Annotated in this window: 13 protein-coding genes; 4 read left to right on the top strand and 9 right to left on the bottom strand. The window is 69.2% G+C overall.

From position 1 onward, the window contains the following. Window positions 1-193 precede the first annotated feature (193 nt). On the top strand, window positions 194-517 hold the full coding sequence (locus tag ISO16_RS13235) for an OsmC family protein (RefSeq protein ID WP_230304544.1): 324 nt from the start codon (window positions 194-196) through the stop codon (window positions 515-517). A 64-nt stretch (window positions 518-581) separates the two neighbouring features. Here ISO16_RS13235 and ISO16_RS13230 read toward each other — a convergent pair whose 3' ends face one another. The 7 genes from ISO16_RS13230 to ISO16_RS13200 form a co-directional block, all read right to left on the bottom strand. Further along, complete coding sequence (locus ISO16_RS13230; protein ID WP_075288573.1) at window positions 582-2,015, bottom strand: serine/threonine-protein kinase; 1,434 nt, start codon at window positions 2,013-2,015, stop codon at window positions 582-584. A 243-nt stretch (window positions 2,016-2,258) separates the two neighbouring features. Then, window positions 2,259-3,746, bottom strand: a complete 1,488-nt coding sequence (locus ISO16_RS13225) for a flavin-containing monooxygenase (RefSeq protein ID WP_072636342.1) — start codon at window positions 3,744-3,746, stop codon at window positions 2,259-2,261. 236 nt (window positions 3,747-3,982) lie between these two features. Continuing rightward, the gene (locus ISO16_RS13220; protein ID WP_072636341.1) at window positions 3,983-4,456 is read right to left on the bottom strand and encodes an STAS domain-containing protein; all 474 of its coding nucleotides are present in this window, start codon (window positions 4,454-4,456) and stop codon (window positions 3,983-3,985) included. 182 nt (window positions 4,457-4,638) lie between these two features. Then, complete coding sequence (locus ISO16_RS13215; protein WP_072636340.1) at window positions 4,639-5,865, bottom strand: glycosyltransferase; 1,227 nt, start codon at window positions 5,863-5,865, stop codon at window positions 4,639-4,641. Then, window positions 5,862-6,050, bottom strand: a complete 189-nt coding sequence (locus ISO16_RS13210; RefSeq protein ID WP_139310913.1) for a hypothetical protein — start codon at window positions 6,048-6,050, stop codon at window positions 5,862-5,864. The genes ISO16_RS13215 and ISO16_RS13210 overlap by 4 nt, the downstream gene beginning before the upstream one ends. A gap of 322 nt (window positions 6,051-6,372) precedes the next feature. After that, a complete protein-coding gene (locus tag ISO16_RS13205; RefSeq protein ID WP_072636339.1) occupies window positions 6,373-7,560 on the bottom strand; it encodes a flavin reductase family protein in 1,188 nt (395 codons plus the stop codon). A 60-nt stretch (window positions 7,561-7,620) separates the two neighbouring features. Next, window positions 7,621-9,051, bottom strand: a complete 1,431-nt coding sequence (locus tag ISO16_RS13200) for an MFS transporter (RefSeq protein WP_072636338.1) — start codon at window positions 9,049-9,051, stop codon at window positions 7,621-7,623. Between the two features lie 165 nt (window positions 9,052-9,216). Between ISO16_RS13200 and ISO16_RS13195 the strand changes: the two genes are divergently transcribed. The 3 genes from ISO16_RS13195 to ISO16_RS13185 all read left to right on the top strand — a co-directional run bounded on the left by ISO16_RS13195 (window position 9,217) and on the right by ISO16_RS13185 (window position 11,651). Continuing rightward, window positions 9,217-10,515: an amidase gene (locus ISO16_RS13195; RefSeq protein WP_006931782.1), complete on the top strand. Its 1,299-nt coding sequence runs from the start codon at window positions 9,217-9,219 to the stop codon at window positions 10,513-10,515. A 102-nt stretch (window positions 10,516-10,617) separates the two neighbouring features. Further along, window positions 10,618-10,914, top strand: a complete 297-nt coding sequence (locus tag ISO16_RS13190) for a hypothetical protein (protein WP_006931784.1) — start codon at window positions 10,618-10,620, stop codon at window positions 10,912-10,914. An 86-nt stretch (window positions 10,915-11,000) separates the two neighbouring features. Continuing rightward, window positions 11,001-11,651, top strand: coding sequence for a response regulator transcription factor (locus ISO16_RS13185; protein ID WP_006931786.1), 651 nt, complete (start codon window positions 11,001-11,003; stop codon window positions 11,649-11,651). A gap of 7 nt (window positions 11,652-11,658) precedes the next feature. On the opposite strand, the gene ISO16_RS13180 is transcribed toward ISO16_RS13185, so the two are convergent. Both ISO16_RS13180 and ISO16_RS13175 read right to left on the bottom strand, forming a co-directional pair. After that, window positions 11,659-12,609 carry a PDR/VanB family oxidoreductase gene (locus ISO16_RS13180; RefSeq protein ID WP_006931788.1) on the bottom strand — a complete coding sequence of 317 codons (951 nt, stop codon included), beginning with the start codon at window positions 12,607-12,609 and terminating at the stop codon, window positions 11,659-11,661. A 71-nt stretch (window positions 12,610-12,680) separates the two neighbouring features. Beyond that, the gene (locus ISO16_RS13175; protein ID WP_072636337.1) at window positions 12,681-13,445 is read right to left on the bottom strand and encodes an SDR family NAD(P)-dependent oxidoreductase; all 765 of its coding nucleotides are present in this window, start codon (window positions 13,443-13,445) and stop codon (window positions 12,681-12,683) included. Window positions 13,446-13,447 lie beyond the last annotated feature (2 nt).

Genomic DNA, 13,447 nt, shown 5'->3' with positions numbered 1-13,447 from the left:
CAATCCTCGTCCGCGGGTTTCCCCGGCAGCGGGAGGGGCACTCGGGTGGGACCGCGCCGGTACCGCAGGACGGCTCCGGGCCGGACATCTGGAGGAAAAGGAACACGTGATGACAGAGCCGAATTCGTATAGGTACTCCGCGACGGCCGAGGACACGTCGGTGCGTATCGAGGGTCACTCACCGGACCTTCGCGTGACGACGCCGGACAACACGTCCGGGTTCGACTCGGTGACGCCCGAGCAACTGTATGCGGCGGCACTGGCCGCGTGCGTGTATCAGACCCTGATCGCCACCGCGTCGACCGGCGACCACGACCTGGGTGAGTGCGCCGTGGACGCCCGCGTACAGCTCACCCATCGGGGGAACCAGGAGTACGCCCTCTCCGCCGAGGTCGACGTGCGACTGCCGCGCGTCCAGGACCGGTACGCACGTGACACCCTGGCGTTGCGGGCCGTGGAGCGGTGCCCGATGGCCAAGTCCGTCGAGGTGCGGCTCGTCGGCTCCCGGACGTCGTGACGAACACGAGACCGGCCCGCGCCGCGCCCTCGCGGTCTCGAGGCGAGCGGACGGTTCACCGGGATCACCCGTCGCCGGTCGGGCCTCGCAGGCTCGCGGGGGCCCAGCACGGCCCGTCCGGTGGCGGGGTGTGCTCGTAGCCGGGGTAGCAGGGCAGTATCTCCGGCGCGGGCGCGGGCGCGGGCGCGGGTGCGGGTGCCGGGGCTGGTGCGGGGGGTGAGCCGGCCGGAAGGCAGGGTCCGTCCGGTAGCGGGGTGTGCTCGTAGCCGGGGTAGCAGGGCAGTACCTGCGGCGCGGGCGCCGGCGGTGCCGGGGCTGGTGCGGGGGGTGAGCCGGCCTGAAGGCAGGGTCCGTCCGGTGGCGGGGTGTGCTCGTAGCCGGGGTAGCAGGGCAGTACCTGCGGCGCGGGCGCCGGCGGTGCCGGTGCAGGTGGCGGTGCCGGTGCCGGTGCCGGTGGCGGTGCGGATCGGGGTGTGGGTGCCGGTGGGGCCGCCTCCCGAAGCGGAGGAGCCTCGGCGGCCGGAGCTTCCGTCCGAGGTGTCGCTGGTTCCGGCGGCACCTCGCCCGCACCTGTCGGGGTGGTCGGTGGCGACGGTGTCGGCGCGGCCGGCCGCGCCGCGATCGGGAGCGGAGCGGGGTCGGCGCCCTCGGACGAGGGCGATATCGCGCCGAGTGCCATGCTGCCGACGACGAAAACGGCGATGATCGCCGCCAGCGCGAGGCCTGCGACCAGGATGCGCCGGCTCCAGTCGACCGGAACGATCGCGGTCGAGGCCCTGTGGGCGGGTCGCTGCGATGTTGCCGCGGTGCGCGCGGCAGCGGCCAGCTCGCCCACCGATCCGTAACGCCGCGCGGGTTCGGCTGCCGTTCCGCGGGCGATCACGTCGACCATACCGGCGGGCAGGGTCGAGAGCACCGACGACGATTGCGGTGGCAACGTCGGTCCGCTCGACGACTGGAAGAGTCGGCCGGTGAGGCATTCGTACAGCACGGTGGTCAGGCCGTAGACGCCCGACGCCGCGCCGGGATGCGGGGGGAACCCCACATCGGTGAGGCAGATCAGCCCGTCGTCCTGCACGAGGACGTTCGCCGACGTCACCTCCTGCTCGACCAGTCCGGCCGCGTGCACGGCCGCGAGGGCCGACGCCAGCTGCTCGACGACGTCGACCGCGCGCGGCACCTCCATTGCGCCGGTGGCCCGGAGCATCGCCTGCAGGCTCGTGCCCTGGACGATCGGCGTTGCGAGGAAGAGCCGGCTGCCGATCTGCCCGAAGTCGTGGATCGGGACCACATGCGGGTTCCGGATGCGCGCTGCGATCTCGGCTTCCCGTTCGAAACGAGCGCGGTAGTCGTCGTCCTCGGTCGCCTCCGGCGGCAGCGCCCGCACGGCGACGTGCCGATGCGTGATCGTGTCGAACGCGGCCCACACCTCGCCGGTCGCATCCACCGACAGTGGACGGTCCAGGCGATACCTGCCGAACAGGGCACCAACTTGCATATGTCACTCTCCGCCCCTGGAAATTGCCGCGGTTGCGGAACTGTGCGCCGGGGAGGGGAGGGTCGACCGCCTCCTCCACCGGCAGTCTATGCGGCGGATCCGGATGGTGTCGCGCTCGGCTGGGAACCGCCCACCTACGCTGCTACTTTCGATCGGGCGGGCAGCGAGATTCCTCGCGGATACGCGGACATACGCATCCGCGGAAGCGGGCCCCGGGATGCTCGGAGATTCCGTACGGGGACCTCAGGCGGCCGGCTGCTTCGCTGTCGGGACCGCTGCCCGCGAGAAGCGCATGGCGCCGTCCTCGAGCCCGCCGCGGCGCATCATCACCAGGTCACGGACGTAGTTCTGGAACAGTCGCCACGGAGCCGCGGGTCCCTGCTTGGGGAGCGAATCGATGCTGCGCAGTACGTACCCGGACGCCAGATCGACCAGCGGTGACGCGGCCGTTGTGGAGGCGGGAGCGGTCGGGGTGCAGTAGGCGTACCCGCGCGCGTCCATATGCCGCAGCAGGCGGCACACGTATCCGGCGACGAGGTCGGCCTTCAATGTCCAGGACGCGTTGGTGTATCCCACGGTGAACGCCAGGTTGGGGACACCGGAGAGCATCATCCCCTTGTACGCCAGCGTCTTTCCCATCTCCACGTCGCGACCGTCGACGCGTACGGCCATCCCGCCGAGCAGGAGCAGGTTCAGCCCCGTCGCGGTGACGACCACGTCGGCCTCGAGTTCCTGCCCCGAGGCGAGCCGGATTCCGTTCTCCGTGAACGTGTCGATCGTGTCGGTCACGACCGTCGCCCGGCCCTCGCGCAGGGCCTTGAACAGGTCGCCGTCGGGAACGAAACACACCCGCTGGTCCCACGGGTCGTACCGCGGCCGGAAATGGACATCCACCTCGTAGTCCGCGGGCAGGTGGCTCAGCACGCCCTTGCGCAGCAGCCTCTTGACCAGAGCCGGCCGGCGCCGGCTCAACTGGAAGAAGGCCATGCTGCCCAGCACGTTGGCCCAGCGGACGATCGGATAGGCGATCTTCGACGGCACCCGGCCGAGCAGCGCACCGGCGACGGGGTCGATCGAAGGCCGTGACATGACGTAGCTCGGGGAGCGCTGCAGCATCGTCACGTGTGCGGCCGACTCCGCGAGCGCCGGGACGAGGGTCACCGCGGTGGCGCCGCTGCCGATGACGACAACGCGCTTGCCGGTGCAGTCCAGGTCCTCGGGCCAGTGCTGCGGATGCACGAGCGTGCCGGTGAACCGTTCGACGCCGGGCAGTTCGGGGGTGAATCCCTCGTCGTAGCGGTAGTAGCCCGAGTTGACGAACAGGAAGCCGCACGTGAGACGAATGCGCTCGCCGGTGTCGGTGCGCTCGGCCGTCACGGTCCAGCGGGCCTCGGGCGTGGACCACTCGGCGCGGACCACACGATGGTGGAACCGGACCTTCTCGTCGATGCCGCGGGTCCGCGCGGTGCGACGGACGTAGTCGCGGATGGACGGGCCGTCGGCGAAGGTTTCTGGTTCGGTCCAGGGCTGGAACGAGTACCCCAGGGTGAACATGTCGGAGTCGGAGCGGATGCCCGGGTAGCGGAACAGGTCCCAGGTGCCTCCGATGGCGTCGCGCGCCTCGAGGACGGTGTAGCTCTTGTCCGGGCATTCGTCCTGCAGATGGCAGGCCGCGCCGATCCCGGAGAGTCCGGCGCCGACGATCAGGACGTCGACGTGCTCGTCGTGCATCGCGCTTCTCCGTTCCCCGAGGTCTCGGCGACCGAGGTAGGTGACGCAGAACACTATCAACGGGCGGGCGATCGGCCAACGGCCTCGGCGCGGACAGCACACGCCCGCGCACGACGCACCGCACACGGCCGTCCGGAAGGTGTGAAGTCAGCGGCGGCGCCGCAGCGCCCCCTGCAACGCTGCGGTGCCACCGATGCCTGCTGCCAGCACGAACAGCAGCAGGACGACATTGGCGGTCACGGCTGCACCCGCCGTGCCGCGGTCCGGAGGTCGCACCCGCGGTGTGCCGCCTCGAATGCCGGACCGAAGGTGTCGAAGCACGCGATCCGGTCCTCGAATCCCGCGTCCCGTACCGCGCGCCGCACCGCCGCACCGCCGGCGACGGTGATGTTCGCGCCCCGCTCGCGGAGCAGCGACTCGGCCCGCTCGAGCAGTGCCGCGGTGTCGCACTCGACGGCGGTGACCTGCAACAGGTCCAGTACCACGCCTCGACCCCGCACGACGGCCTCGCGCAGGAACGAGTGCAGCACCGGCGCGGCGGCCTCGTCGACGCTCCCTGACACCTGCACCACGACGGGACCGCCCGGCGGTTCGTCGACGTCGATGCAGACCCGGGTCCCGTCGCCGGAGAAGTCGTCGAACAGCGCGGTGTCGAGCAGCGACGACGAATACCGGTGCGGTGCGTCCAGGATGGAGCGCAGATAGACCATGGCTGTTCCTCCGATGATTCCGACTGCTGGAGCAGCGCCCGGTCGGGGGACAGGGGAGCGCAGCAATCGCCTCCACGAGACGAGAACCGGCTGCTTCTCAACCTTGTTCGCAACAGTAACGTCTCGGCCCTGTGCCCGGCGGCCGAATCTGTGAAATTTCCGTGAAGATCCCGGGAGTTCCTTCAGCGCGCTCCGGAGCGCGTGGACCGCACCGCCTGCCGCGGTTCCGGCACGCACCGCTCATAGGTGCGCGCGGCGTCGGCGGCGGACCGGTCCCACGAGTAGCGGGTACTCGCCCGGTCGTGGCCGGCGAGACCGAAGGCGGTGCGCTGGACGTCATCGGTGAGCAGGCCGTACAGGGCCGCAGCGACGGCCTCGGATGCGTGCGGGGGCACCAGCGTGCCCGTCACCCCGTCGACGACCGTGTCGAGCAGGCCGCCGACGGCGGTCGCGACGACGGGCCGCCCGCAGGCCATCGCCTCCAGCGGCACGATGCCGAGCGGTTCGTACCAGGGAGTGCACACCACGACGTCCGCCGACCGCAGCAGCGCGGGCATGTCCTTCCGGGGCACGGGCCCGGTCATCCGCACCCGGTCCCGCACGCCGTGCTGTTCGGCGACGGCGCGCAGGCGGGCGGCCTCGGCATCGCCGGCGAGGTCGCCGTCCACCGGTCCGCCGGCGAGCACCAGTTCCGTGTCGGGGAGCACGGCCAGGGCCCGGATCGCGACGTCGAAGCCCATGCGCGGCACGAGCGGGCCCACGGTGACGATGCGGTGCCCGGCCCCGCGCGCCCGATCCCCGGGGCCGGTGGGCGTGAAGAGCTCGAGGTTCACGCCGCAGGGCACGACGGACGTGCGGGTGCGGGGCAGACCCAGCGTGGCGAGCTCGAACACCTCTTCCGAGCAGGTGGCGGCCACCCGGCTCGCGCCCAGGGCCAGGAGCCGCTCGACGCGGATCCGGCTCGACGAGCCGGCGTCCGCGCTGCCCTGGTGCCGGCGCTCGACCACGCCCAGGGTGTGGAAGGTCTGCACCGTGGGCACCCGGGCGTTGCGGGCGGCGAGCTGGGTCGCGATGCCCGACATCCAGAAGTGGGCGTGGGCGACGTCGGGCCGGTCCTTCGTCCATGCGCGTTCGAGGAAGGTGCCGAACTCGCCCATCCGCGGGAGGAGCTCGTCCGCCGGCAGGCGGGTGGGTGGCCCGGCGGGGACGTGGACCACCTCGTACCCCTCCTCGGTCCGGGCTCGTTCGGGAAGATCGGGGTCGTCGCGACGGGTGTAGACGGTGACGTCGTGTCCCGCCCGTACCAGCGCCGCCGACAGTTCGGCGACGTGCACGTCCCGGCCGCCGGAGTCTGCGTCGCCCGGGGCCGCGAGGAGGCGTGCGTGCTCGGACACCATCGCAATCTTCATGGCCCTTCCCTCCTGCGGGTTGCCGCGCTCGTCACCTCGTCGATCAGCGCGTACCGCCCGCAGCAGCCCCGCGCCCACGGCCCGCCGTCGAGGAGGGACGGCAACGGGTCCTGGGACCCCTGAACGTGTGAGGGCGTCCACGAGCCGTGGATCTGCCACGGAAGCACGTTCGGTGGGTGCGCCATGGGCACAGGGTTACCGATTCTGCGGCGGGTAAAACCGAGGAGGCGGAATCGTCTCGGATGCACGCGTGCCTCGATCCGGCGGACGGGATCGTCGCACTGCCGGGGGAGCGTCTCGAGTTTGATCGGCGGCTGTGCGGGTAGCGCCCTCGGCCTGACGCGCACAGCCAGGATCCGGGAGCCGTGGAACACACGCACGGGGCAGGCGCACGTCCCACGGCCCGGCGAGCCGTGACCGACCCGGTCGACATGCAAGCTGGCGAAGACCGACCGGTACCCCTCATGGCACCGGATGTCGCGGTGTACCGCGTTCCGCGGGAACGGGTTACCGGTCGGAGTCGGTACCGCTCTCGAGGACGCCGACGACCGCCTTGGCCCGAGCGATCCACTCTCGTACCCGCGTCCCGGACACCCGGCGAGGAAGTTGCGCCAATCGCAGCGTGAGCGTGTAGTCACCTTTTCGGTCGCGAACCGGTAGTACGACCGAACCGAGGTCGTACGTTTCCGCACCGTCGAGGTCGTGCAACCGGTAGTCGACCGTCGACCTTACGACGCATTCCCGGATGCTCCGTTCCTGTGCCGGTGTCAGCCTTCCGCTCTCGTACCGGCGGGTGGCGGCGCGCATCTCCTCGTATGCGGCACCGCCCTCCCGGGGCAGGAACGACAGCAGGAACCCGTGTTCGCGGACGAAGTCGAGACGGTCCCGGTAGAGCTGTCTGCCGGACTCCTCGACGCCGCGAGCCTTGGCGATCCACCGCTCCTGATCCTCGGGAGGCAGATCGAAGACGAGTGAATCGCCGATGGGTGGCACGATCGGAACTCGCTGCGCCAGTCCGTTCTCCGGGTCGATTCCGGGAGCCGACGCGGAGAGAACGGTCGCCATCTCGTCATGGCCGACGGCCGTGTAGAGCGTGACTTCGCAACCTATTTCGTTCGCGAGGTCCCTCACGGCCGGCCGCGCGCAGTCCGCATCCTGAATCGCCGACAGAATCCGGTGCTCCATCCGGGCCATCAGCGACGTGCCGACGAAACTTCCGTAACCGCCCTGAAAGAAGATCAGCGGGGCCACCGGGTTGGTGACGGCCATGTCCGCCACAGCGCACAGGACGATCCAATGGTCGCCCGCCTCCACCGTGTCGGTGATGCGGGTGTCGATCCACGCCACCGATTCCGCCAGTACGGGGTCCCCCGACGGGGACGGGAACCAGTCGATCCCGTCGAACTTGTTCTCCCAGCGTCGTGCGACGGTGGCGACCAGTTCCTCCTGCTCGCCGCCGACGATGTTGACGCACAGCGAAGTACACTCCCGCATCTTGGCGAACGTCCTCGACGTCTTCATCGGCATGAAGGAGACGAGGGGCGGATCGAGAGACACCGAACCGAAGGTTCCGACCACCAGGGCGAGCAGTTCCCCGTCGTCCGCGCGGCCGGTCACGACAGCCACACCGGTCGGGTAGTGCCCCATCACTTCCCGGAAGAGCCCCTGGTCTACCGGGGTCGCGAAACCTGTCATGGAGGTCCTCCTGATCTCGGGGACGGTGGGATGGTGCCGGCATGCATCGAGATGCCGGGTTCAGTGCTTGACGTACTTGGACTGCAGTTTCCGGCCGAGGCTCTCGGGCCGCAGGAAGAGGATGCAGAGGAGACCGCCGACGAGAAGGATGATGCCGGTGATGGTGAATGCCTGGTGCACGCCGATCGCCATGTTCGTCGCCATTTCGGTGGTCAGTTCGCTTCCTGCAGCGGGAGAGACGTAACCGGCGCGGGCCATCAGCCAGCCCACGAGCGTGGGGGAGACGATGGCACCGATCGACGCCACGCCGCCGAGCGTGGCCATGAGAATCGGTCGCTGCTTGGCGCCGACCGCATAGGCGATCGCAGAGGCGGTCATCGGGTACGCGAGGCTGCAGCCCGCGGCGAGGCACAGGAGGGCGACGGCCAGCACACCGGAGGTCGCCTGGACCAGGATGAAGCAGACTCCGGCCACCAGAGCCGCGATGCCGAACGGGACTGCGATCGCGCGATGCGCGTTGTGGCCGCGCTTCATCAACCGGTGGCCGAGGAAACCGAGCAGCAGCAACACGGCGGCTCCGAGGATCCAGGGAAAGGTGGTGACGGTGCCGACCTGAGGAAGCGACAGGCCGACGACGGTGCCGAGGTACTGGGGCAACCATGTCGTGACGAACCCCTGGACCCAGAAGTTCGAGGCGCCGCCGATCACCGCGGCGAGGAAGGTCATGCTGAGCAGGGCACGCCATACGACGACAGGCTTCTGTTCGTCCACATCGTTCGTGGCCACCTCGTCGGCGACATCGGCCGGCTTCCGATCGGCGGTGCGGGCGGCGGCGGGGTTCTGCTTGCCGTGCCCGGCAAACGGTCCGTCACCGGCGATCAGGAGCCAGGCGACGACCCACACGAGCCCGACGATGCCGAGGACGCCGAAGGCCCAGCGCCATCCCCAGGCGACGATGACCCAGGCGAGGGCAGGCGCTGCGATGACCGGGCCCAGCGTCGAGCCGGCGGCCACCAGGTTGGACGGCAGGGCGCGACGGCGCGGTTCGAACCACGAATGGGCCGCGGTGAGGGACATCGCCGTGGCGGGACCTTCCGCGCCGCCCAGGACGATGCGGGTCACCAGCAGCACCGCGGCACCGCCACCGAGGAGCATCGGGAACTGCATGACCGCCCAGACGACGCCCATGGTGAGGATGATCCACTTGACCGAGAACCTGGCGGCGAGGAAACCCGTGACCACGGAGACCACCGCGTAGAGGAAGAAGAACGCGCTGCCGATGAAACCGAACTGTACGGCGGAGATTCCGAGATCGGGCATGGCCTTCGAGGCCACCAGGCCGAGTACGGCCTTGTCGGCGAAGGCCACGATCTGGAAGAGGACGAGCAGAGTCGTGATTATCCACGCCTTGCGGTTCATCCTGTGGAAGTCGATCCTCTTCTCCCCGGGTTCCGGGGAGACGGAGACTTCGGGCGCCACGGTCGAAGCCATGAGCAGCCACCTTTCCTAGCGAGCTGCGGATGCGGAATCCGCCAGCGGGTCGACAGTGGTTCAGAAGCTATTTCCATGCGTCCTTACTGCGGTAGGAGGGAAACCTTTACTGTCGGCCCTCGGCTTGTTCGCCCAGAATGGAGGAGTCGAGACCGGAGGAGGAGTATGAGCACGCGCGCGTCGGAGCTGTCTCTGCGGGAGCAGGTCGGGGTGGTCCGGACCGGGTCGGTGCCGGCCGAGGACCTCGCCACGCAGGTCAGACGAGCGATCGAGCTGCGCGAACCGGAACTCGACGCCTGGGTGTGCCTGTCGTCGACGATTGCGGCAGAGGCTCGTGCCGTCGACCGGGACCCCGGCTCTGCGCCTCTGGCCGGTGTGTCCGCCGGAGTCAAGGACCTCATCGACGTAGCCGGGATGCCCACGCGTGCCGGCTCCGCAGTCACCTCCCCGGATGCCGTCGGCACCGATGCTGCCTGCGTGACCCGTCTGCGTTCCCTCGGTGCGATCGTCCAGGGCAAGACCGTGACGACCGAGTTCGGCTACTTCACCCCCGGCCCCACCCGCAATCCCCACGCCCTCGATCACACCCCCGGCGGGTCCTCCAGTGGATCGGCTGCGGCCGTCGCGGCGGGGACCGTGCCCCTCGCGCTCGGCACCCAGACGGCGGGTTCGCTGACCCGGCCGGCCTCGTACTGCGGAGCCGCCGGCATGGTCCTCGCCCACGGCACCACGGACATGTCCGGCATCACCGGTCTGAGCGAGTCACTGGACTCGCTGGGCCTGCTCACCCGGTCCGTGGCCGATCTTCGCTTCGTGCACAACGCATTCACCGGTCGCGAGCGCTCCGATGCCCGGGCTCCGGAGCCGGTTGCCCGGGGCCTGGTCTGGAACGCCGGTGCTCTCCACCCCCTGGAGCCGCCCATGGCGGCGTTGCTGGAACATGTGCCCGCCCTGCTGGAAGAGATCGGAGTGAAGGCCGAACCGCTCGACTGGGACGATCATGTTCAGACCTTGGCCGAGGACCACATCACCGTCATGTCGTACGAAGCCGCCCGGGCACGGGCACACGAGTTCGACGAACACGCGCAGGCACTGAGCGCGCCGATCCGAGACCTCCTGGAGAACGGTCGCAGAACCCCCGGGGCCGAGTATTCCGCGGCCCTGACCCGTCGGGACCGTTCTCGTGAACTGCTGGACGAGATTCTGGACTCCGCTCCGATCATCGTCGGTCCTGCAGCGCTGGGTCCGGCCCCGCTCGGCCTGTCCGCGACCGGGTCGCCGATCCTCAGCCGGCCGTGGCAGCTGCTCGGTCTACCGGTCGTGGTCGTGCCGGGTGCCCGTACCCCCGCGGGACTGCCGCTGGGCCTGCAGATCGTCGGGCTGCCGGGGCACGAGGACCGGCTGCTCGACGTGGGCGAGAAGCTCGAGGCCCTCCTACGTGAACTGCCCGTGATTGCCGTCTGAGCCGCCCGCTCGCTCGGCTCGGTGACAAGACTCGCTCGGCTCGGTGACATTACTCGCTCGGCTCGGTGACATTACTCGCTCGGCTCGGTGAAAGGATCAGCCATGCTCGAACCCCGCCCCACCAACCACCACCGGATGTTCCTCACCTGCTACGAGGACACGTTCGACCGCGGCTGGCACCACGTCGATCTGTTCGTCCACGACGAGTACGGTCGTGAGGTCAACTGGGTCCACTGGACGGTGGAGGCCGACGGCCCCGAGGCGGCCGACGAGTCGGTCCGCAGGGAAGAACCACTCCTGCGACGGACCACCGCCTGGCGGCACCAGGTGAGCGCGGCGGGAATGAACTACTGGACCGCCGATGCCGGCTGGGACGACGCCGCGGCGGACGTCGCCTGAGCAGGTGGTTCCCCCCGCGGGGCGGACGGGGACAATGTCGGGAGCCAGGGATACGCCCTGGCCCCCGAATCCGGAGGTGAAGAGCCATGGCGGAGAGTGCGGACGACCTCCGAGCCGAGACGACGGTGTACGTGGTCGACGACGATCTCGAACTGTGCGAATCCGTCGACTGGTTGCTGGAGAGCATCGGGATCAGACCGGTGATCTGCCACAGCGGTGAGCAGTTCCTGAACGCCTACGACGGGAGCCGGCCGGCCTGCATCGTCCTCGACGTGCGCATGCCCCGCATGAGTGGGACACGGTTGCAGGAGAAGCTCAACGAGTTCGCGCCGCACGTGGCGATCATCTTCGTCTCCGCCCACGGCGACATCCGGATGTCCGTCTCCACCCTGAAGGCGGGGGCGCTGGACTTCCTCGAGAAGCCCTACGATCCGCAACGGCTGCTGGACGCCGTGCAGGCCGGGGTGGAGAAGGCCCGGCTCCGCTTCACCGACCATGTCGTGCGGGAATCGGTCCGGAACAAGGTCTCGTCCCTCACGCCGCGCGAGCGTCAGATCCTGGCCCTGGTGGTCGAAGGCCTACCCAGCCAGAACATCGCCCGGAAACTCGGCATGAGCGTGAAGACCGTCGACGTCCATCGTGCTCGCATCAAGAGCAAGACGGACGCCGACAGCATCAGCACCCTCGTGCGGGACGTCCTTCGGTACGGGGTGGACGTGCCGGTCGAGGATCAGTAGTCGAGGATCAGTAGTAGTCCAGCACCAGGCGCTCGCCCGCTGCCCGGGACACGCAGACTGCCATGATCTCGCCGGATTCCTTCTCGGACTGCGTGAGAACGTTGTCCCGGTGGATCGGAGTCCCTGCCAGCACCTGCATGATGCAGGTACCGCAGATGCCCTCCTGGCAGGACGTGTCCACGTCGCAGCCGTTCTCCTGAAGCACCTCGACGATGCTCCGGTCGGCCGGGACCTGATAGGTCTCCCCCTCCAGTTCCACCTCGAACGCGGAGTTCTCGGAGGCGTCCGGCTGTTCCGCCGCGTGGAAGTTCTCGAGGTGGATCGACCCGGCCGGGACGTGCCGGCCGGCGAGCGCAACGACCTTGGTCATGAACCCGTCGGGTCCGCACGTGTAGACGTGGGCGCCGGGATCCATTCCCGCAAAGGTGGTTCCGAGGATCTCGTCCTGGTCCTCCCGGGCCACCCCCAGATGGGCACGGAGCTTCTCCGGGCAGCGGTCACGCAGCAGCGGAAGGAAGGCGGCTTCCTTCTCGCTGCGCGCGAAGTAGTGCAGTTCGAAGCTGATGCCGTGGACGTCCATGTAGCGCGCCAGGCTCAGCATCGGGGTGATGCCGATGCCGGCGGCGACCAGGACGTGGTGCGTGGCGTCCGTCGCGATGCTCAGCAGGTTCCGTGGGGAGCTGATCCGGAGAACGTCGCCCACCCCCACTTCGTGGAGGGCGGCCGAGCCGCCGCGGGAGTTCTCCTCGCGCTTCACCGCGAAGGCGAACGAATCCTGCGCATCGGGCGTGCTGAACAGCGAGTACTGGCGGGTGATCGACGTGGGTCCGACGACATCGATGTGCGCGCCCGGCAGATACGTACCCAGTGGCGACCCGTCGGTCTTCGCCAGCCTGAACGATCTGACGGTGGGTGATTCCTGAATGATCTCGGCGACGGTGACGTCGATGAGTGCCATGTCCGTTCTCCTCGTGAATTTCTCCGGACGGAAAACGCCGACCGGGGCCCTCCCGGACGGGAGGACTCCGCTCAGCGGAGGTACAGCCCGCCGTTGACGTCCCAGCAGGCACCTGTGACGAAGTAGGCGTCGTCCGAGGTGAGCAGCCCGACCATGTCCGCCACGAACGACGGACTTCCCAAGCGGCCCACCGGAATCCCGGCGACGATGCCCGCGAGCCTGTCCGGGGGCACCGTGGCCCGCACGACCGGGAGGTCGTGCGGCCCGGGAGAGATCGCGTTCACGGTCACTCCCCGGCCGGCCAGCTCGCGCGCGAAGACCTTGGTGGTGGTCAGGATCGCTCCCTTGGAGGCCGCGTAGTGGCCACCGGTTGCCGTCCCTCCGTTCTGGCCGGCAAGTGAGGCCATGTTGACGATCCGTCCGAAGCCCTGGTCGGCCATGGCCGCGCCGAACACCTGGCAACCGAAGAAGATGCTGTTCACGTTCGTCGTGAGCACACTCGTGAAGTCCGCCTCCGCCAGGTTCATCAGATCCGCTGCCTGCGTGACGGCAGCATTGTTGACGACGATCGTGGGGATGCCCCAGATCTGCCGGCATGTCGCCAGGGCCTCCTCGAATCCGACCTTGCGACTGACGTCGAGCTCGAGACCGCGTGCGGTCGATCCGTCGGGGGACAACTCCGCCGCGAGGGCTTCGACACCGGCCGTGTCGATGTCGGCGAGCAGAACCCTTCTACCGTCGGCGTGGAGTTTCCGGGCAATGGCGGCACCCATACCTCCGGCCGCGCCGGTGACAACGGCGATACCCGGCCCGGTGCCGGGGGACTGAGAGATCACAT

Source organism: Rhodococcus sp. M8, assembly GCF_015654185.1.
Taxonomy (GTDB): Bacteria; Actinomycetota; Actinomycetes; order Mycobacteriales; family Mycobacteriaceae; genus Rhodococcus; species Rhodococcus aetherivorans.
Note: the sequence above shows the minus strand (reverse complement) of the source record. Positions and strands in the feature narration are given on the sequence as shown.

What these genes read in the sequence shown, in the direction of transcription:
- ISO16_RS13225 (WP_072636342.1), bottom strand. Translation starts at nt 3,746, where the DNA reads ATGCACGACGAGCACGTCGACGTCCTGATCGTCGGCGCCGGACTCTCC.
- ISO16_RS13200 (WP_072636338.1), bottom strand. Translation starts at nt 9,051, where the DNA reads ATGGCTTCGACCGTGGCGCCCGAAGTCTCCGTCTCCCCGGAACCCGGG.
- ISO16_RS13205 (WP_072636339.1), bottom strand. Translation starts at nt 7,560, where the DNA reads ATGACAGGTTTCGCGACCCCGGTAGACCAGGGGCTCTTCCGGGAAGTG.
- ISO16_RS13185 (WP_006931786.1), top strand. Translation starts at nt 11,001, where the DNA reads ATGGCGGAGAGTGCGGACGACCTCCGAGCCGAGACGACGGTGTACGTG.
- ISO16_RS13190 (WP_006931784.1), top strand. Translation starts at nt 10,618, where the DNA reads ATGCTCGAACCCCGCCCCACCAACCACCACCGGATGTTCCTCACCTGC.
- ISO16_RS13180 (WP_006931788.1), bottom strand. Translation starts at nt 12,609, where the DNA reads ATGGCACTCATCGACGTCACCGTCGCCGAGATCATTCAGGAATCACCC.
- ISO16_RS13210 (WP_139310913.1), bottom strand. Translation starts at nt 6,050, where the DNA reads ATGGCGCACCCACCGAACGTGCTTCCGTGGCAGATCCACGGCTCGTGG.
- ISO16_RS13195 (WP_006931782.1), top strand. Translation starts at nt 9,217, where the DNA reads ATGAGCACGCGCGCGTCGGAGCTGTCTCTGCGGGAGCAGGTCGGGGTG.
- ISO16_RS13215 (WP_072636340.1), bottom strand. Translation starts at nt 5,865, where the DNA reads ATGAAGATTGCGATGGTGTCCGAGCACGCACGCCTCCTCGCGGCCCCG.
- ISO16_RS13230 (WP_075288573.1), bottom strand. Translation starts at nt 2,015, where the DNA reads ATGCAAGTTGGTGCCCTGTTCGGCAGGTATCGCCTGGACCGTCCACTG.
- ISO16_RS13220 (WP_072636341.1), bottom strand. Translation starts at nt 4,456, where the DNA reads ATGGTCTATCTGCGCTCCATCCTGGACGCACCGCACCGGTATTCGTCG.